This is a genomic window from Actinoplanes sp. NPDC020271, from assembly GCF_044388125.1.
In the GTDB taxonomy this organism is placed as follows: Bacteria; Actinomycetota; Actinomycetes; order Mycobacteriales; family Micromonosporaceae; genus Actinoplanes.
This window is the reverse complement of the sequence record NZ_JBIRWQ010000015.1, coordinates 61971-80633: the sequence shown is the minus strand read 5'-3', so window position 1 is coordinate 80633 and position 18663 is coordinate 61971. Positions and strand designations below refer to the sequence as shown.

The window sequence follows — 18663 nt, the reverse complement described above, 5'->3', positions numbered from 1 at the left end:
GCGGGCTCGCGGTCGCCGCCGACATCCTGATCGGTTCCCTCAGCGCGGCGGCATCCTCGGCCGGCGTGCCGGGCAGCGCGAACTCGGCCTGGTTCATGCACCTCGCCCGTCCCACCGCCGCGCGGCGGCCGAGGCGAAGGATCTTTTCGCCGTACGGGAGAATGGGTCTTGATCGTGGTGGGAACGGAGCCGGGGCGGGAGGGTTCGTGGTGAGACGCCGGCTCGTCGGCCGCCTGCGTGACGGCGTCAGCGGGCTGAAGCACGTCGTCGGCGGGCTCGGGACGTCGGCGCTGGCGCTGGCGATCCTCGTCGGGATGGTCGTCGTGTTCGCCGCCTGCCTCGTCGGAATCGGACTGCTGGTGGTGCCGGGCATCCTGCGTGGCGTGCGATTCGCCGCTGATCAGGAACGGGCACGCCTGACCCGATGGGGACCCGCGCTGATCGGCCCGCCGCCGCTGCCGCCGACGATCCGGGAGGCGCTGCGGGACTCCGCCGTCCGGCGTGAGCTGGGCTGGACCGCCGTGCACGGGAGCGCCGGCTTCCTGCTGGGACTGCTCGGGATCTCGCTGCCGGTCTACGCGGTCGAGGACGTGACGTTCCCGCTCTGGTTCCGGGCGATCGACCCGTCGCTGGGCGCGCCGGGGATGTTCTGGTGGCGGGTCGACGAGCTCGGCGAGGCACTCGCAGTGCTGCTGGCCGGGGTGGTCTTCGCGGTGCTCGCGGTGCTGCTCACCCCGGGGATCGCGTGGCTGCAGGCGCTGCCCGGGCGCCGGTTGCTGGCACCCGCCGGAGATGTCGACCTGTCGCTGCGCGTCGCCGAGCTGACCGCCACCCGGGCCGCGGCTCTCGACGCGCACGCCGTGGAACTGCGGCGCATCGAACGATCCCTGCACGACGGCACGCAGAATCGCCTGGTCGCGCTGAACGTGCTGGTCGGAGCCGCGCGACGGGCTCTCGACCGGAACCCGGAGGCGGCCGCGGACATCCTGGACCGGGCGCAGGACGCGGCCGAACTCGCGCTCGCCGAGTTGCGGGCGGTGGTGCGTGGCATCCTGCCTCCGGTGCTCGACGACCGCGGGCTGGCGGGGGCGCTCGACGGGCTGGCTGCGGGCTGCGCGGTGCCGTGCCGGGTCGACGTGGAGGTGCCCGGGCGATGTGCGATCTCGGTCGAGGCGACCGCGTACTTCGTGGTGGCCGAGGCCCTGACGAATGTGGTCAAACACAGTCAGGCCAGGTCCGTCGAGGTGGTGGTCCGGCGGGCCGGGGACCGGCTGTCGGTGCGGATCACCGACGACGGGCACGGCGGCGCCGACGAGAGCGGTGGCTCCGGGCTCGCCGGGATGCGACGGCGGGTCGAGGCCTACGATGGCCGTTTCGTCCTGACCAGCCCGCCTGGTGGGCCGACGACGATGGACGTGGAGCTGCCGTGCGGATCCTGACCGCATCTCCGCTGGTAACCGTGCTGGATCCGGTGATCGAGGTGGAGCTGCCGTGCGGATCGTGATCGCCGAGGACGACGCCCTGCTGCGCGAAGGGCTGGCACTGCTCCTGCGGGCCGAGGGCCTGTCGGTGGTGGCGACCGCGGAGACGCCGGGCGCGTTCCTCACCGCGGTGGAAACCTTCCGGCCGGACGTCGCGATCGTCGACGTCCGGATGCCACCCACGCACACCGACGAGGGGATCGCCGCCGCGGTCGAGGCCCGCCGCCGGATTCCCGGCCTGGCGGTGCTGGTGCTGTCGGCGTACGTCGAGCCGGCCTTCGCCACCGATCTGCTCGCCCAGGGCTCGGCGAAACTGGGCTACCTGCTGAAGGAACGCGTCGGACGGGTCGAGGAGTTCCTCGACGCCCTGCACCGCGTCGCGGACGGCGGCACGGCGATGGACCCGGAGGTGATCGGGCAACTTCTCGCCCGCAGCCGCCCGGACAGCACGCTGTCGCGGCTCAGCCCCCGGGAGCGCGACGTGCTCGCGCTGATGGCCGAAGGTCTGGGCAACAGCGCGATCGCGGAGAAACTCGTCATCACGGAGGGCGCGGTCCACAAGCACATCCGCAGCATCTTTGCCAAGCTCGGACTGGCGCCCGACGACCGGGCCGACCGGCGGGTGACGGCGGTCCTGCGGTTCCTCGAGTCCGCGCGCTGAGCCCGCCACCGATCGAGGTACAGCCTGCTGTACCCGGGTTGACCAGGTGGCTTCATTTTCCCGGACGCCCGGAATGACCAGACTTCTCAGTGTGCGCAACGACCACAGCTCGCACAGGGAGAGGCACAGCAATGTCCGCGGTTCGTGTACAAGGACTCACCCGCATCTATTCGTCCGACGGTGAGCCGGTGACCGCCCTCGCCGGCGTGGACGCAGCGTTCGAGCGGGGCACCTTCACCGCGGTGATGGGCCCCTCCGGCTCCGGCAAGAGCACGTTGCTGCAGACGGCGGCCGGTCTCGACCGGCCGAGTTCGGGCACCGTCCGGATCGGCGGCACCGAACTGACGGAACTCTCCGAGACGAAGCTGACCGAGCTCCGGCGGGGACGCATCGGTTTCGTCTTCCAGGCGTTCAACCTGATCGGTGCGCTGACCGTCGAAGAAAACATCCTCCTGCCGCTCCGACTCTCCGGGACCCGCCCGGACCGGGCCTGGATCGGGCAGGTGATCGAGCGGGTCGGCCTGGGTCAGCGGCTCCGGCACCGGCCGTCGGCGCTCTCCGGCGGTCAGCAGCAGCGGGTGGCGATCGCCCGGGCTCTCGCCTCCCGGCCGGAGGTGATCTTCTGCGACGAGCCGACGGGGGCGCTCGACACCACCACGGCGGCGGACGTGCTCGCCCTGCTGCGCGGGATCGTCGACGAGCACGGCCAGACCGTCATCATGGTCACCCACGACCCGGTGGCGGCGTCGTACGCCGACCGCGTGATCGTCCTGGCCGACGGCCGGATCGTGCACGACCTCCCGCAGCCGGGCGCCGCGCGCATCGCCGAGCACCTGGCCGCTCTCGGCCGCCGCCCGGCCCCGGCCCGATCCGGCGGCGACGGGGATGCCGGCTCCGGCCCGGCTCGATCCGGCGGCGACGGGGATCCCGGCTTCGCTCCGGCTCGATCGGCCGGCAACGAGGATGCCGGCTTCGCCCCGGCCCGATCCACCGGCGACGAGAATGCCGGCTTCGGCCCGCTGAACCAGGGAGCCGCCCGATGACCTCGCTCGCTGTCCGCATGCTGCGCCACCGGCCCGGATCCTCGGTGGCGACCCTGCTGGCGCTCGTCCTGGGCGCGCTGATCCTGACCACGATGGGCGTCCTCGTCGAGTCCGGCCTGCGGTACCACCCGGGTCCCGTCCGCTACGCCGCCGCCGACCTCGTCGTCGCCCGGCCCGACACCACCTTCACCGGCAAGGAGTTCGACGGCGAGATCACCCGGAGCACCGTCGCCCTCCCGGAAGGCGGCACCGTGGCGGCCGAGCTGGCCACCCGGATCCGCGAGGTTCCGGGCGTCACCACCGTTGCGGTGGACGAAGGCATCCCGGTCCTCACCGGCACCGGTGCCCAGGTCTCGGGGCGAGGATGGGGGAGTGCGGTGCTGACCCCGTACCAGCTGGCGACCGGGCGGGCGCCGTCCGCCGACGACGAGGTGGTGCTCGATGCCGCCACGGCCGCCGGCGCCGGACCCGGTGACCAGGTGCGGTTGATCGTCGGCGGGACTCCGGGGACGTACCGGATGAGCGGTCTGGTGAAGGAAACCGGGACGGCGGCGATCTTCTTCACCGACGCCCGCGCCGCGGCCCTGGCCCCGCACCCCGGTGCGGTCAGCGCCATCGGCGTCTTCGCGGAACCCGGCGCCGACCTCGGGCAGTTGCGTTCCCGGATCACGGAAGTCGCCGGTGACGCGAAGGTTCTCACCCGATCCGGCAGCGGACTGGCGGAGAGCTCCACCGGCAAGGCCGCCGCCACCCTGTTGGTCCAGGTCGGCGCGTCCTTCGGCGGCTACGTCGTGCTGCTGGTCGTCTTCGTCGTCGCCGCCACGGTCGGACTTTCCGTGCGCCACCGCCGGCGCGACCTGGCCCTGGTCCGTGCGGTGGCCGCCACCCCCGGCCAGGTCCGCCGCATGATCATGGCCGAGTCCGCGCTGGTCGGCCTCGTCGCCGCGATCATCGGCGTTCCTTGCGGACTGGCCGCGGCCCGATGGCTCACCCACGAGCTCACCGATCGCGGCTTCGTTCCCGCGGGGTTCCCGATGGTCCCCGGCGCGATCGCCGCGGCGGCCGCCGCGGGCATCGTCCTGCTGTCCGCTGTGCTCGCCGGGCTCCTCGCCGCCCGCCGGGTCACCGGCATCAAACCCGCCGAAGCGCTCGGTGAAGCCGCCGCGGAACCCGGCACCGCAGGAAATCTCCGCCGGATCAGCGGCCTGATCGCGCTGGCGGCGGCAGGCGCGTCGGCCTTCGCCGCGGTGGCCGCCGGCGGCCAGACCGCGCTGGGCGCCGCGCTCGGCATGCTGTACCTGTTCGTCCTGGCCGTCTCCCTGCTCGCACCCTGGATCACCACCGCGGCGGCCCGCCTTCTCGCCCGTCCGCTGCGGACGGTCTTCGGCACCAGCGGCTACCTGGCCGCCGCCAACCTGCGCGCCAACGCTCGCGGCACCGCGACCGTGCTGACCTCGCTGGTGCTCGCGGTCGGCTTCGGCGGTTCCGTCTGGTTCCTGCAGGACAACCTGGAGCGGCAGGCCGTCGCGCAGAGCCGGGCCGGGCTGCGGGCCGAGAAAGCGCTGGTCGCTCCGGCCGGCCTGGCCCGGTCCGCGGTGGCCGAGGTCAGAGCGATTCCCGGTGTACGGGCGGCGACGCCCGTCCGTCACACGACGGTCGTGGCCGCGCTGATGGGCGACGGTGAGTCGATCGGCGCACGCGCCGTCGACCCGGCGACCGTCGACCGGACGCTCGACCTGGGGGTGACCGGAGGCAGCCTCGCCGATCTGAAGGACGGCACCGCCGCCGTCTCCGCGACACAGGCATCCACGTTCAGCTGGGATCTCGGCGAGACCGTCGACCTGCGTCTCGGCGACGGCACCCCGACGAAGGTGAAAATCGTCGCCGTCTACCAGCGCGGGCTCGGTTTCGGGGACGTCGTCCTGCCGCTGTCCACGGTCGCCGGTCACACCGCCACGAACCTCGACGACGAGGTGCTGATCAGCGCGCCCGCCACGGCTGACGCCGCGTTGCGCCGGGTGGCCACCGCGCATCCCGGCAGCGCTCTTGTCGACACCGACGCACTGAGCGGCGGACTGGCGAAGGACCTCGCACTCAGCGCCTGGCTCAACCGCCTGCTGATCGCGGTGATGGTCGGCTACACGGTGGTGGCAGCGGCCAACACCATGGTCATGGCCGCGCTCGCCCGCCGCCGTGAGCTGGCGCTGCTGCGCCTGACCGGCGTCACCCGGCGCCAGGTGCGGCGGATGGTCAACGCGGAACAGGCGGGCCTGCTCGGCACCGCGGTGATTCTCGGCGGCGCGATCGCGGTGCTGACGCTGGGCAGCGTCGTCCGGGCGCTGACCGGAAACCCGGTGCCGTACCTCCCACCGCTGGGCGTGGCGATCGTTCTCGGCGGCACCGCGGTGCTCGCGCTCGCCACGACGGTGCTGCCGATCGCCCGGATGCTGCGAGTTCCGCCGGTCGAACACATCGGCATCAGAGAATGACGGTCACCGCGACGGAAATCTGCGTCGCCTGAGCGGCGGGCGGCCCGTGCTCCTGCGGGCCGCCCGTTCCCGCCGCCTTGACGGAGAGTTTCCTCAGCCGAGTCCGCGGAGGGAGATCTCGCGCATCTCCACCTTGCGGACCTTGCCGGTGACCGTCATCGGGAAGTCGTCGACGATGCGGACGTAACGCGGAATCTTGTAGTGGGCGAGCTTTCCCGAGCAGAAGGCACGCAGGCTCTCCGCGTCGAGCGGCTCGGTGCCGGGTCTCATCCGGATCCAGGCCATGACCTCCTCACCGTACTTCTCGTCGGGCACCCCGATCACCTGGACGTCGAGCACATCGCCGTGGGTGAGCACGAATTCCTCGACCTCCCGCGGGTAGATGTTCTCGCCACCGCGGATCACCAGGTCCTTGATGCGGCCGGTGATCCGCACATATCCGTCGGCATCCATCACCGCGACGTCGCCGGTGTGCATCCAGCCGTCCGCGTCGACCGCCTCGGCCGTCTTCTCCGGCTGCTCCCAGTAGCCGAGCATCACCGAGTAGCCGCGCGTGCACAGCTCGCCGGTGGTCCCGACCGGTGTGGTCGCACCGTCGGCGTCGACGATCTTCACCTCCAGGTGCGGCCCGGCCCGGCCGACCGTCGCCACGCGGCGTTCGAGGCTGTCGTCGGTGCGGGTCTGGCAGGAGACCGGGGAGGTCTCCGTCATGCCGTAGCAGATCGACACCCCGGCCATCCCCATCCGCTCGATGACCTGTTTCATCGTCTCCACCGGACAGGGTGAGCCGGCCATGATCCCGGTACGCAGGCTGGACAGGTCGAAGGAGTCGAAATCCGGGTGGTTGAGCATGGCGATGAACATCGTCGGCACGCCGTAGAGCGAGGTGCAACTCTCCTTGGCCACCGCCTCCAACGTCAGCCCGGGGTCGAAACCGGGTGCCGGGATCACCATGGTGGCGCCGTGGGTGGTCGCCCCCAGGTTGCCCATCACCATGCCGAAGCAGTGGTAGAACGGCACCGGGATGCAGATCCGATCGGCCTCGGTGTAGTCGATCAGCGCCCCGACGAGGTACCCGTTGTTCAGGATGTTGCGGTGCGACAGTGTCGCGCCCTTCGGGAAGCCGGTGGTCCCGGAGGTGTACTGGATGTTGATCGGGTCGTCCGGGCGCAGCGTCGCCTCGACGTCGTCGAGCACTGCCGGGTCGGCGGAGGTCTCCGTCAAGGCATCCCAGGACGCCTCACCGATGAGCACCACGTCCAGCAGCTCCGGGCATTCCGGCCGGACCCCGGCGATCATCGCCGCGTAGTCCGAGCCCTTGAAGGAGGATGCCGCCACCAAGGTGCGGATCCCGGACTGCTGCAGCACATAGCGCAGCTCGTGGCTGCGATAGGCCGGGTTGACGGTCACCAGGATCGCCCCGAGCCGGGCGGTCGCATACTGCGTGAGCACCCACTCGGCGCAGTTCGGGGCCCAGACCCCGACCCGGTCGCCCTTGGTCACGCCCAGCCGGCGCAGTCCCAGTGCCACCGCGTCCACCGAGGTCTTGAGCTGCGAATATGTCCACCGCCGGCCGGAGGTGCAGTCGACCAGGGCCTCCCGCTCGCCGTGCCGGGCCACCGTGGCCAGCAGATCGGCGCTGATGGTGCGCTCCAGCAGCGGCGGTTCGGCCGGTCCGGCACTGACGCTGAGTTCCACGGTGACCTCCCGGGCGTTGCGAATATGGCCCCGACCACATCCTGACCCGGATTCCCGGAAACCGGCAGGGCCGTTCCGGCCCGTCCGGGGTGCGGTTTCCCGAAATGGCCCTAGGTGGTGAACTCCCGGCGTACTCCGTGCCTCCCGGCCACCCAGTTGATGATCTTGGCTATGGTGGCGCGATGAACGTCGCCGTGGCCACCGAGCCGGTCCGCACCCGGCGCCCGGCACGGGCCGCGGTCGTGGCGCCGGTGACCGCGGCGGTGCTGCTCAGCGGCGCCATGGTGGCTCATCGATGGGTGCCCGGCTCGGCCGGTTCCGTCCTGGACAGCGCGCTGCCGTGGCTGGCCGCACCGGTTCTGGTGCTCGTCGCCGTCGCCGTTCTGGTGCGCCGGCCGGTGCTGGTTGCCGCGACGATGGTGCCGGTGCTCGTCTGGGCGCTGATGTTCGGTCCCGATCTGGCCGACCGGGCCGGCTCCGGCCCGCACGACCTGCGGGTCGCCTCGCTCAACCTGGGTGCCGCCACGGTGGAGCCCGCCCTGGACCCGCTGGTGTCCGCGGCGCCGGATCTGATCGTCCTGCAGGAAGTCACCGCCGCCAACCGTCCTGCGGTTGCCGCCCGCCTCGGCGACGCCTACCCGTTCCAGGCGAACGCGGGCACCGTCGCCGTGTTCAGCCGCCTGCCGTTGTCGGACACCGAGCCGGTCGACATCCAGATCGGCTGGACCAGGGCGTTGCGGACCACGGTGCGCACCGGTTCCGGACGGGTCCGGGTCTACGCCGTGCATCTGGCGTCGGCCCGGGCCGGTCGCACCGCCGAACGCAACCGGACGCTGACCGCCCTGGCCGGCGTGATCCACGCCGATCCTGCGCCGTGCCTGCTGCTCGCCGGCGATCTGAACACCGCCACCACCGACCGCCACTTCGACGTGCTGGCACCGCTGACCGACACGCAGAAGGAAGCCGGCGCCGGTTTCGGTTTCACCTGGCCGGCCCGCTTTCCGCTGGTACGCCCGGATCATTTGCTGCAACGCGGCATGACCACCCGCCGCGCCTGGGTCGTCGACGCGCCCGGCAGCGATCACCGGACGGTTCTCGCCGATCTCGGCAGCTGTGAGGCCTAGGTTCTGTCCCGCGGATCACGCGGGGCTGCGGCGTGGCCCGGCCGGCGCCTCGTCGGGACCCGCTTGGGGCCGCAACAACGACCAGACGATCTTCCCGCCGGGCGTCGTGGTCACTCCCCAGTGCGCGCTGGCCGCTGCGATCATGCGCAGGCCACGGCCCGTCCCCGGCGCCATGATCGCGCCGGTCACGGGTGGTCCGCCGGTGACCCGCGGGACTGCGCGGCTGCCGTCCTTCACCGCGATCCTCAGATACTGCCCGGTGTACGCCGCGATGACGTGGAAGTCCGTGCCGGCGTGCTGGATGGCGTTGTTCGCGAGCTCGGAGGCGACCAGCCGGGCCGGGTCCCGCAGGTGCGGCAGTTGCCAGCTCGCGCAGGCGCCACCGACCAGGGAGCGGGCGTGTCCGGCGCTCTCCGGTGCCGGTGGCAGTTTTTGCCGGACCCAGCGGGGCACGTGGGCGCGGACGGCGAGCATGGCGAGGTGATGGTCCTCGTAGAGCGCCACGTGGGACCGGAACCCGCCGAGCCCGCCGGCGACCTCCTCCGTGGCGCGGCAGAGCATCACGGGAACGCCCCAATGGGTCTGCGCCTCGTAGGTCACGGTGGCGAAGATGCCGAGGTGGGCCGGATCCGTGTGCCCGAACCAGGCCAGGTCGACGACGACCGCTGCCGGGCACTCGGCGGCCGCCTTGCTCACCGCGAGGTGCACGACGCCGATGCCGGCGAGGGTCAGATCACCCCGGAGGCGGACGGTGGTGACGCCGCTGTCCAGGTCGCGTTCGGTGGTCGTCGCTAAAGCGTGAGGGGCTCGTCGCACAACGTTATACCCAACGCTTGTCGGGTCCGGGACCGCAACCTCGTCACCCGTATCGGGGAACGGCACGGCGGTCATCGATGCGTTGACAGCCTCGTTACGGCAGTGTTTCAATCGGCGGCATACCCCTGTGAGCGATAACACATCACGGTCGTCACTGCGGCACTGATCGCTACCCCGGCGATGGCGGTTCTTTCCCTCGCGCGTCGAAATTCGGCCACCACGGAGATCATGCGCGGTTGTTAACGCTCACATCCACCCCCGTTCCCAGAAAGAGTCCCCATGGTGAAAGCAAGAAGCCTCGCAATCGCGGGCATCGTCGCCGCCGGCGTCCTGGTCAGCGCCGGTCCCGCGGACGCCGCCGGCACCGGCCCGTGCGACATCTACGCCTCCGGCGGCACCCCGTGCGTCGCCGCGCACAGCACCACCCGGGCGCTCTACGGCGCCTACACCGGCGCTCTCTACCAGGTGAAACGCAACTCCGACGGTGCCACCACCACCATCGCCCCGCTGACGGCGGGCGGTGTGGCCAACGCCGCCGCGCAGGACAGTTTCTGCGCCGGCACCACCTGCCTGATCACCGTCATCTACGACCAGTCCGGACGCGGCAACCACCTGACCCAGGCCCCGCCCGGCGGGTTCCAGGGACCGGACGTCAACGGCTACGACAACCTGGCCGGCGCCACGGGCGCCCCGGTCACGGTGGGCGGGAAGAAGGCGTACGGCGTCTGGATCTCGCCCGGCACCGGTTACCGCAACAACAACACCAACGGGATCGCCACCGGTGACGCCGCCGAGGGCATGTACGCCATCTTCGACGGCACCCACTACAACGGCGGCTGCTGTTTCGACTACGGCAACGCCGAGACCAACAGCCTCGACACCGGTAACGGCCACATGGAAGCGCTCTACTTCGGCACCAGCACCGGCTGGGGCACCGGCTCCGGCAGCGGCCCGTGGATCATGGCGGACCTGGAGAACGGCCTGTTCAGCGGCTACAACGCCGGCAACAACTCGGGCGACCCGACGATCACCCACCGGTTCCTCACCGCCACCCTCAAGGGCGGGCCGAACCAGTGGTCGATCCGCGGCGGCAACGCCCAGTCCGGCTCGCTGTCGACGTTCTACAGCGGCGTCCGGCCGAACAAGTCCGGCTACAACCCGATGCACAAGGAAGGTGCGATCATCCTCGGCATCGGCGGTGACAACAGCGTCAGCGCGCAGGGCACCTTCTACGAGGGCGTGATGACCTCCGGCTACCCGTCGGACGCCACCGAGAACGCCGTGCAGGCGAACATCACCGCCGCCGGTTACGCCACCACCTCGCCGGCCAGCGGCCCGGCGGTCACCGTGGGCTCGTCGGTGTCCCTGCGCGCCACCACGGCCTGCTGCACCACGCGGTACCTCGCGCACTCCGGCACCAGCGTCGCCACCCAGGTCGTCACGTCGTCGAGCGCGGCCACGCTGAAGGCGCAGGCATCCTTCACCGTCCGCGCCGGTCTGGCGAACAGCTCCTGCGTCTCCTTCGAGTCCAAGGACACGGCCGGAAGTTTCCTCCGGCACTCCGGATTCCAGCTCTACCTCAACGCCAACGACAACAGCACGCTGTTCAAGCAGGATGCCACCTTCTGCCCGCAGTCCGGACTCAACGGCCAGGGCAACGCGCTGCGCTCCTTCAACTATCCGACCCGCTACGTCCGGCACTACAACAACACCGGCTACGTCGCCAGCCAGGGCGGCGTCCACACCTTCGATGCGGCGAGCGCCTTCGCCGACGACGTCAGCTGGGTGGTCTCCGCCGGATGGACCTCCTGACCCGCTGACCTGCCTGCGCCGGGCGCCCCCGTCCGCCCGGCGCAGGATCGGACTCGGACCCGGGCGCGTACATCAGGAGCGCCGGCGTGCCGACACCGGCGACGGGCGACGCGGCGGCGGCCTGCGCGGGAAGGGAACGGCGGCGTGGGTGGGCGGGCGCCGGTGGGCGGGTGCCGGCGAGAACGGCGACCCGTTCGTGGAGCCGTGCGGTAACGAAGGGCGACCCGAGGACGTACCGAATTGTTGGAATCTCTAGGATCGCCCGAATGACAACGGCGGTGACCGATCCGGTGGTGCGGCCCGGCAGCGGTGTGCCCGACGTCGTGCGGCGGCGGCTGGCGACGCTGGAGAACTGGCTCGACCCCTACTCCTGGCTGGTCACCGTGGTCATCACGACGGCCGCGGGCATCCTGCGGCTGGCCGGGATCAGCAACCCCAAGGGGTACGTCTTCGACGAGGTCTACTACCCGACGGACGCCTGGGACATGCTGCAGCACGGCGTGGAGTGGGACGAGAAGTCCGACTCCGCCGGCTACGTCGTGCATCCGCCGCTGGGCAAATGGCTGATCGCCGTCGGCGAGAAGATTTTCGGCAACACCGAGCTGGGGTGGCGTTTCACCGCCGCGATCGCCGGGACCCTGATGATCCTGGTCCTCATCCGGGTCGCGTACCGGATGTTCCACTCGATCGTGCTCGCCGGCCTGGCGGGTCTGCTGATGACGCTGGACGGTTTCCAGCTGGTGCTCTCCCGGACGTCGCTGCTGGATGTCTTCCTCGGCCTGTTCGTGCTGGCCTCTTTCGCCGCCATGCTGCTGGACCGCGACCATTACCGGCGTCGCCTGCTCCGGGCGCGCGAGAACGGGCCGCTGGAGAAGGCGCCGCGGATCGTGCCGTGGTGGCTGCTCGCCGCCGGTGCGCTGTTCGGGCTGGCCTGCGGGGTCAAGTGGAGCGGGCTGTTCTTCCTCCCGTTCTTCGCGGTGCTGATCGTGGCCTGGCGGGTGCAGGCGCGACGGTCGGCCGGGGTTCCCGGACCTCTCGCCGGGCTCCTCGGTGACCTCGGGTGGGGCCTGATGAGCTTCATGCTCGGCTTCGTCTTCTACCTGGCGACCTGGACCGGCTGGTTCGTCACCGACAGCGGGTGGGACCGGCATTACCGCGCGCAGCACGGGATGAGCGAACCGCCGGTGCTCGGGGCGCTGCTCAACCTGCTGCACTTCCACCAGGGCGCGTTCGGGTTCCACACCGGCCTGACCAAGCCGCACAACTACCAGTCGTGGCCGTGGCAGTGGTTGCTGCTGGGACGGCCGGTCGCCTTCTACTGGCCGAACAACCCCGGCACCGGCTGCGGGGCACCGAACTGCATCCGTGAGATCCTGCTGCTCGGCACACCGATTCTGTGGTGGTCATTTCTACCGGCGCTGGCGGTGCTGCTCTGGCTGGCGATCTCCCGGCGGGACTGGCGGGCCTACGCGATCCTCACCGGCGCGGCGGCGGGCCTCGTCCCGTGGTTCTACTTCGCGGTGGCCGACAGCCGGACCATGTTCTCCTTCTACGTGCTACCCGCGTTGCCGTTCCTGATCCTCGCGGTGGTCTACGTGCTCGGCGCCCTGACCGCCTCGCCGCAGGGGCGGGTGTTCGGCACGGTGGTCACCGGCGTCTACGTGGCGTTGGTGGCGCTGAGTTTCGCCTACTTCTACCCGATCTTCGTCGGGAACCTGATCCCGTACGACTCCTGGTTGTCCCGGATGTGGCTGGGCAACCGCTGGATCTGACGCGCTGATGGCGAAACGCGGCGCGCCGCCGACACGCCCGACGAGTGTCCATGGCGTCGCCCGACCATCACGTCTCCGGCGCCGGAGAGCACCACCGGGCGCTGCCGGCCCCGGGTTCCGGGACGACGTGCCGTGAACGAGATCACGCGGGCGTGGGCTGGACACCTCGGAAGGTTCGGCGACAGGCCTGCGGAGTGACGCCGAGCGTGCTGTGCAGGTGCTGCGGCCGGGGAGTGAACCCGGTCGACCGGAAGACCCGCGGCGGCACCGGCATGGCCGGTGTGCTCGGCGAGCCACCGTTCGGGCGAGGAGGGCCGCACCCGGGACAAGACCGTTCTGCGCGTACGCGACGGGCAGGCGTGACCGACCCGCGTCGCGCTCGTCGCGATGACGGGCAGGTGCGGGCCGGCGCGGTCGGCGACCGCGACTGTCGTCGCGCCGGCGGCGGCCGGGATCGCGGAGAGGCCGGTCAGCGACGTCTAACGGCCGAGGACGAAGACGAACTCCTCGACGCCGTCCTCGGGCTCCGGTTCCCGCGCCTCCTGCGCGTGGTCGCGCTGGAAACCGCACTTCTGCAGGACCCGGATCGAGCCGGCGTTGCTCGCGGCGACGAAGGCGTGCAGTGGGCGGACCGGCACCTCGCCCAGGAACAGCGTGAGCGCCTGCGTGGCGACGCCGCGGCCCCAGTGCTCGCGTCCGACCCAGTAGCCGATCAGGCGGAGGTCGCCGTCCGCCCAGCTGCCGAGGTTGCCGGCGACCGTGCCGTCGGCCAGGATCGTCCGCAGGATGACCGTGTCGTCGCGGCGCAGCTTCGCCCAGTGGGCGTCGAACTGCTCCCGGCGGCGTGACGGGAACGCCGCGATCCGCGCCGCCACCGGATCGGCCTGGTGCTCGAAGAGGACGTCGAGGTCACCGTCCTCGACGGCGCGCAGGCGGACCCCGGCCGAAGCGTCGCCGTCCCCGGTCATCTTCTTCCCCCGAGTGTGATGCGTGGTGCCTGATAGCGGATCGACGCCACGCTACACCGGCCGGGTGCCCGCCGTGGCCCCGTCACCGACGTGTCCTGGGTCCGGACGAGACCAGAGGTTTCCCCGGCGCGCGATGTCGTCGAAGGGGTGAGCCTGGTCTGGTCGGGAAGCAGCACGACGGTGGATCGGGATGGTGGAGGTGGCGGTGATCGTCCGGAGAGCGGAGACGTCGGCGCGGATCGGGAGCGAGTGGCCGGCCGTCGTGGTGGCCATGGGAATCCTGGTGCTGCTCGGCGGGGTGCTCATCACGGCCACCGCACGGTGGTCGGCGGCCGAGTTGACGGACATCATCGGCACACTCTCACCGGTGCTCGGGGTGGTGACCGGCGCGTTCGTGACGTACTTCTTCACCCGCCAGGCGGCCGCGTCGGCGACCGGCGCCGCGCGGGACGCGGCCGACACCGCGGCGATGGCGGCGGAGACCACGCGGGATCAGCTGACCTCCCGTACGGAGGAATGGCAGACGCAGTTGCAACGGACCCAGGCACTGCACAACGCGCTCAGTGTGGCGCTGGGCCTGGCCGACGAGGCGACCGGCAGGAAGATGCGGGAGGACCCGGCGATCTCCGCGGTGCTGGAGCAGCGTTAGGTCAGGAAGTGGCCGGAATCGGCGCGACGATGGTGGCATGACAGCGACGTGGAAGATCGAGCTCATTCCGGTGCCGGTCACCGATGTGGACCGGGCGAAGGATTTCTACGAGCGGATCGGGTTCACCGTCGACCTCGACCGCCAGGTGCGTGCCGGTCTACGGTTCGTGCAGCTCACGCCGCCGGGGTCGGCGTGCTCGATCGCCATCGGCGAGGGCATCACCGACAAGGTGCCGGGCACGCAGGAGATCCAGGTGGTGGTCGCCGACGCCTACGCCGCGCGCGAGGGGCTGGTGGAGGCGGAGATCTCCGTCGGCGAGGTCGACGTGCAGCCGTGGGGAAATTTCGTGTACTTCCGTGATCCGGACGGAAACCGGTGGTCGCTCCAGGCGGTCGACCGGCGCCCGAACGGCTGACCTGTTCTGTCACGCCGTCCGGCGGGGGAGGCACCGGCCCGCCGCCGGGACGTCCCGGCGGCGGGCGACGGCGGCTCACCCGAGGTTGGTGGCGTAGAAGCCGGCGAGTTCCTTGACGGCCGGGTCGACGTACTCCGGTTTGTCGTAGAGGTCGACGTGGCTCGCGTCCTCGATCCAGACCAGGCGCTTCGGGCCGGGGTGGCGCTGGAACGCCTCGATGCCCATCCACGCGGTGACGGCCCGGCGGCCCAGAACGGACAGCAACGGCCGGTTGCCGATCAGCGGAACCGCGGCCCACGCGTCGAAGAGCGCCAGGTGGTCGATGCTGGCCCAGGGCATCGCCGTGGTCGAGCGTGGGTGCTGCCCGCGCGGCGTGCAGTAGTACTCCACGCCCTCGAAGCCGTGCTCGCCGCCCAGCTCACGGCCGGCCTCGGGGGTCGGCGGGAACAGCGGGAAGCTCTGCGGGCCCTCGCCCCGGGCCTCGGCGGTACGGGCGGCCGCGGCGGCGTCCAGCATGCCCTGGAAGACGGCCGGGTCCTGGTCGCCGTCCGCGCCGAAACGGAACTGGCGGGCGATGTCCACCCCGCTGACCGTGGCGACCGCCTTGATCCGGTGATCGCTCGCGGTGGCGTTGAGCACGTAGCCGCCCGACGCGCAGATGCCCAGCGCGCCGATCCGCTCGGCGTCGACCTCGGGACGGGTGGTCAGGTAGCTGACGGCCGCCTTCAGGTCCTCGACGCGGTGCGCCGGGTCCTCCAGGCCACGCGGCAGGCCCTCGGACTCGCCCTGGTAGGCGGCGTCGAAGGCGAGCGCGGCGTACCCCTGCTCGGCGAGTTTGCCGGCGTAGAGCCCGGCGGCCTGCTCCTTCACGCCGCTGCCGGGGTGTCCGACCACGACGGCCGGAAGCTGGTCTCCCTCGGGCAGGTACAGGTTGCCGGCGATCCGGAGACCCTGGCTGTCGAACGTGACGTCGATCTTCTGCATGGCGACATCGCCCTTTCTCACGGGAAGAACTTCTTTCCCGTACGGTGCTCCGGGCGGAAGCCCGGTGCCCCGGTAGCGGACCCTGGGCGTGGCAGACCAGGGTTACCGGGAGGGGACTTGCCGGCAGCGCGGGACTATCGCCGGAAGACCCACCAGCGGGACGCCGAATACGTGAGAGCGGCGACGAACCCGGAGGCGACGAGGCGGGCGGCGGCGAGCGGGAGACCCACCGTGGCCAGGCCCGTCGTGACGCCGACGGTGATGACGTAGTCGCCGGCGAAGACCGCGACGTAACGCAACGCCTGCGGACCGGCCGGAGCGTGCGAACGGAAGTTGACCGTGCGGTTCAGGACGAAGTTCAGGACGAACGCCGCCAGGTACGCGATCGACACCGCCACCGGCCGGGACAGCGGTGTCCAGTGCCGCAGGACGGCGAGCAGGACCAGGTCGACCGCGAAGGTGAACGAGCCCAGAACGGCGAAACCCGCCATGTCCCGCGTCACGAACCGGCGGGTGCGTGCGGGCAGGCGGTCGACCCAGGCGGTGAGGAAGTCGCCGAGCCGGTCGGGCCATCGGGTGCCGATGGTGCTCTGCTCCTGGACCGCCATCCCCGCATCGTTTCGGTCGGGCGACGCTCCCGCGGCGCGTCGGCTCGGGCGCAACAGTACTTGGCGGCGGCGGTTCCACGAGCGGGCTGCGCGAACATCCGGCGAACGGTTCGCGGGCGGAAGGTGACGTCATGTCTCGGGGCGGCCGGCGATCGACATTGCGGGGTCCGGTGACGCAGTGGCGCTATCGGCGCTGGGGGAGCGGGGGAGTTTCGACGGGGGAGGGCGGGCTTTCGACGTACCGTCGCCATCGGGTTCGGGTGGTGATCTGGAGGACGACGACACAGGACAGGACCAGGGTGCCGCCGAGCAACTGGATCGGGGTCAGTGACTCGCCGAGGGTCAGGGCTGCCAGCGCGGTGGTGACGACCGGTTCGAAGGTGGACAGAATGGCGGCCGTCGACGGTCCGGTGCGTTTCAGGCCGGCGAAGAACGTCAGCATGGCGATGACGGTGGAAATCACCGCTGTGCAGGCCAGCCACAGCCACGCCGAGGGCGGGAGACGGAATGAGACTCCGCCGGTGAAAGCGGCTCGTGCGCCCAGGGTGGCGGCGGCTCCGGTCATCACCAGCACGGCGAGAAGCACCGGCGTCAATCGGCGGACGACGGTGTCGGCGACGAGAATGTAGACGGTGTACGTCAAGGCGGCACCGAAGCCGAGCAGTGCGCCGTCGGCCTGAACGCGGCCCGTTCCGGCGCCGAGGAGAACCAGCACGGTTCCCGCCGACGCGGCTGTCAAGGCGACGATTCGTGGGGGCGTGAGCCGATCGCGGCCGAGCAATGCCGCCGCGACCGTGACCATGACCGGAAACGTGTAGAGGATCAGGGACAGCAGCGACGCGTCCATTCTTTCCAGCGCGGCGAAATACAGGCTCGCCTGCGCGGCATAACCGACCGCGCCCAGGCCGAGAGCGGTCACCAGCAACCGCCCGCGAACCGCTTGCCGCTCGCTCCGGCGACAGACGAGAACCGTTCCCAGAAGTACGGCGGAAAGCGTGAATCGCACGAGCAGCAGCGCTTCCGGCGTGACCCCGGCGTCGTAGGCGAGTTTGCCGAAAATCGCCATCGCGCCGAAGCAGGCCGCGGAGACGAGACACAGTGCTGGACCCATGTGCTCAGCGTCCGGCACCCGATCGAACAGGTCCAGCGATGTTTTCCGGGGCTGACTCGTTAGGATTTCCGCATGGTCGCATGGGATCTGCGGCGGTTGCGGTTTCTCCGCGAGTTCGAGGAGCGCGGCACCCTCGCCGCGGTCGCCGTGGCGCTGGGTTACAGCCCGTCGACGGTTTCGCAGCAGCTGGCGTTGCTGGAGAAGGATGCCGGCCTGCGGCTGTTCGAGAAGGCCGGCCGTGGCCTGCGGCTCAACGACGCCGGGCGGTTGCTGGTGCAGCACACGCGCGTCCTGCTCGCCGCGGCGGAGGCGGCCGAGGCGGATCTGGCCGCGCTGAGCGGGGACGTGCGCGGGACGGTGCGTGCCGGTGGGCTGCAGTCGGCGGCGCGACGGCTGCTGGTGCCGGCGGTGGCGACGATGATGGCCGCCCATCCCCGGGTCCGGGTGGAGATCTCCGAACTGGAACTCGAACAGGCGTTGCCGGGGTTGCGGCTGGGTGCGGTCGACCTGGTGATCGGCGACGAATACGACGGGCATCCACGGCCGCGACCAGCCGGTCTGCGGTTCGCCGTGGTGCTGGAGGAACCGATCAGAGTGGTGCTGCCGGCGGCACATCCTCTCGCCCGGTCGGGCGGGCCGGTGCCGATCGCCGGGTTACGCGGTGACATCTGGGCGTCGTCGTCGGAAGGTACCGGCCACCACGCGATGGTGGAAAGTACCTGCCGCGCGCTCGGCGGGTACGAGCCTGACCTGCGGCATCACTCCAACGACGCGGACGTGCAGCTGGAACTGGTGCGGGCCGGGGCGGCGGTGGCGCTCATGCCGCCGCTCGCTCTTCCCGACGGGGACAATTCCTTCGCGGTACGCGACGTGGCGGAGACCGCGTTGAAACGGCGTCTCGTGGTGGCCACGCGGGACACGCCGCCCGCGCCGGCGTTGACCGCTCTTCTCGGCGCGGTGACCGCCCGCGCCGCGACTTTCGGGCCGACGTGAGGCAGGGCGGCGCGGAGGGCGGGCCGTGTGGCTTCGTAT

The 18663-nt window shown here is 71.1% G+C and carries 15 protein-coding genes and 1 pseudogene; 10 read left to right on the top strand and 6 right to left on the bottom strand.

Annotation, left to right across the window (positions count from 1 at the left end; all coding sequences use genetic code 11):
* The first annotated feature begins 206 nt into the window (after positions 1–206).
* The 4 genes and pseudogenes from ACH442_RS29325 (at position 207) to ACH442_RS29310 (ending at position 5674) form a co-directional block, all read left to right on the top strand.
* Positions 207–1439 carry a sensor histidine kinase gene (locus ACH442_RS29325; RefSeq protein ID WP_396341333.1) on the top strand — a complete coding sequence of 411 codons (1233 nt, stop codon included), beginning with the start codon at positions 207–209 and terminating at the stop codon, positions 1437–1439.
* 52 nt (positions 1440–1491) lie between these two features.
* Positions 1492–2142, top strand: coding sequence for a response regulator (locus ACH442_RS29320; protein ID WP_396341332.1), 651 nt, complete (start codon positions 1492–1494; stop codon positions 2140–2142).
* Between the two features lie 131 nt (positions 2143–2273).
* A pseudogene (locus tag ACH442_RS29315) lies at positions 2274–2996 on the top strand (ABC transporter ATP-binding protein); the annotation flags it as partial.
* 185 nt (positions 2997–3181) lie between these two features.
* A complete protein-coding gene (locus ACH442_RS29310) occupies positions 3182–5674 on the top strand; it encodes an FtsX-like permease family protein (RefSeq protein WP_396341331.1) in 2493 nt (830 codons plus the stop codon).
* Positions 5675–5767: 93 nt separating this feature from the next.
* On the opposite strand, the gene ACH442_RS29305 is transcribed toward ACH442_RS29310, so the two are convergent.
* Positions 5768–7372, bottom strand: a complete 1605-nt coding sequence (locus tag ACH442_RS29305) for an AMP-binding protein (protein WP_396341330.1) — start codon at positions 7370–7372, stop codon at positions 5768–5770.
* A 182-nt stretch (positions 7373–7554) separates the two neighbouring features.
* Between ACH442_RS29305 and ACH442_RS29300 the strand changes: the two genes are divergently transcribed.
* Complete coding sequence (locus ACH442_RS29300) at positions 7555–8496, top strand: endonuclease/exonuclease/phosphatase family protein (RefSeq protein WP_396341329.1); 942 nt, start codon at positions 7555–7557, stop codon at positions 8494–8496.
* 15 nt (positions 8497–8511) lie between these two features.
* Here ACH442_RS29300 and ACH442_RS29295 read toward each other — a convergent pair whose 3' ends face one another.
* Positions 8512–9312, bottom strand: a complete 801-nt coding sequence (locus tag ACH442_RS29295; protein ID WP_396341328.1) for an ATP-binding protein — start codon at positions 9310–9312, stop codon at positions 8512–8514.
* Positions 9313–9591: 279 nt separating this feature from the next.
* Between ACH442_RS29295 and ACH442_RS29290 the strand changes: the two genes are divergently transcribed.
* Together ACH442_RS29290 and ACH442_RS29285 are read left to right on the top strand one after the other, a co-directional pair.
* Positions 9592–11124 carry an alpha-L-arabinofuranosidase B gene (locus ACH442_RS29290; protein WP_396341327.1) on the top strand — a complete coding sequence of 511 codons (1533 nt, stop codon included), beginning with the start codon at positions 9592–9594 and terminating at the stop codon, positions 11122–11124.
* Between the two features lie 266 nt (positions 11125–11390).
* Positions 11391–12896 carry a dolichyl-phosphate-mannose--protein mannosyltransferase gene (locus ACH442_RS29285; protein WP_396341326.1) on the top strand — a complete coding sequence of 502 codons (1506 nt, stop codon included), beginning with the start codon at positions 11391–11393 and terminating at the stop codon, positions 12894–12896.
* 479 nt (positions 12897–13375) lie between these two features.
* On the opposite strand, the gene ACH442_RS29280 is transcribed toward ACH442_RS29285, so the two are convergent.
* The gene (locus tag ACH442_RS29280) at positions 13376–13864 is read right to left on the bottom strand and encodes a GNAT family N-acetyltransferase (protein ID WP_396341325.1); all 489 of its coding nucleotides are present in this window, start codon (positions 13862–13864) and stop codon (positions 13376–13378) included.
* Between the two features lie 190 nt (positions 13865–14054).
* On the opposite strand from ACH442_RS29280, the gene ACH442_RS29275 reads away from it, so the two are divergent.
* Positions 14055–14513: a hypothetical protein gene (locus ACH442_RS29275; protein WP_396341324.1), complete on the top strand. Its 459-nt coding sequence runs from the start codon at positions 14055–14057 to the stop codon at positions 14511–14513.
* A gap of 37 nt (positions 14514–14550) precedes the next feature.
* Positions 14551–14928, top strand: coding sequence for a VOC family protein (locus ACH442_RS29270; RefSeq protein ID WP_396341323.1), 378 nt, complete (start codon positions 14551–14553; stop codon positions 14926–14928).
* 75 nt (positions 14929–15003) lie between these two features.
* Here the strand turns inward: ACH442_RS29270 and ACH442_RS29265 are convergent, their stop codons facing one another.
* The 3 genes from ACH442_RS29265 to ACH442_RS29255 form a co-directional block, all read right to left on the bottom strand.
* A complete protein-coding gene (locus ACH442_RS29265; protein WP_396341322.1) occupies positions 15004–15933 on the bottom strand; it encodes an alpha/beta hydrolase in 930 nt (309 codons plus the stop codon).
* A gap of 113 nt (positions 15934–16046) precedes the next feature.
* A complete protein-coding gene (locus ACH442_RS29260; RefSeq protein ID WP_396341321.1) occupies positions 16047–16520 on the bottom strand; it encodes a GtrA family protein in 474 nt (157 codons plus the stop codon).
* Between the two features lie 184 nt (positions 16521–16704).
* Entirely contained in the window at positions 16705–17631 is a 927-nt protein-coding gene (locus ACH442_RS29255; RefSeq protein WP_396341320.1) for a DMT family transporter, read from the bottom strand.
* 72 nt (positions 17632–17703) lie between these two features.
* Between ACH442_RS29255 and ACH442_RS29250 the strand changes: the two genes are divergently transcribed.
* A complete protein-coding gene (locus tag ACH442_RS29250) occupies positions 17704–18624 on the top strand; it encodes a LysR family transcriptional regulator (RefSeq protein WP_396341319.1) in 921 nt (306 codons plus the stop codon).
* The last annotated feature ends 39 nt before the right edge of the window (positions 18625–18663 follow it).

Coding starts and splice junctions, on each gene's coding strand:
- ACH442_RS29270 (WP_396341323.1), top strand. CDS start 14,551: ATGACAGCGACGTGGAAGATCGAGCTCATTCCGGTGCCGGTCACCGAT.
- ACH442_RS29300 (WP_396341329.1), top strand. CDS start 7,555: ATGAACGTCGCCGTGGCCACCGAGCCGGTCCGCACCCGGCGCCCGGCA.
- ACH442_RS29275 (WP_396341324.1), top strand. CDS start 14,055: ATGGTGGAGGTGGCGGTGATCGTCCGGAGAGCGGAGACGTCGGCGCGG.
- ACH442_RS29250 (WP_396341319.1), top strand. CDS start 17,704: ATGGTCGCATGGGATCTGCGGCGGTTGCGGTTTCTCCGCGAGTTCGAG.
- ACH442_RS29280 (WP_396341325.1), bottom strand. CDS start 13,864: ATGACCGGGGACGGCGACGCTTCGGCCGGGGTCCGCCTGCGCGCCGTC.
- ACH442_RS29285 (WP_396341326.1), top strand. CDS start 11,391: ATGACAACGGCGGTGACCGATCCGGTGGTGCGGCCCGGCAGCGGTGTG.
- ACH442_RS29310 (WP_396341331.1), top strand. CDS start 3,182: ATGACCTCGCTCGCTGTCCGCATGCTGCGCCACCGGCCCGGATCCTCG.
- ACH442_RS29255 (WP_396341320.1), bottom strand. CDS start 17,631: ATGGGTCCAGCACTGTGTCTCGTCTCCGCGGCCTGCTTCGGCGCGATG.
- ACH442_RS29290 (WP_396341327.1), top strand. CDS start 9,592: ATGGTGAAAGCAAGAAGCCTCGCAATCGCGGGCATCGTCGCCGCCGGC.
- ACH442_RS29260 (WP_396341321.1), bottom strand. CDS start 16,520: ATGGCGGTCCAGGAGCAGAGCACCATCGGCACCCGATGGCCCGACCGG.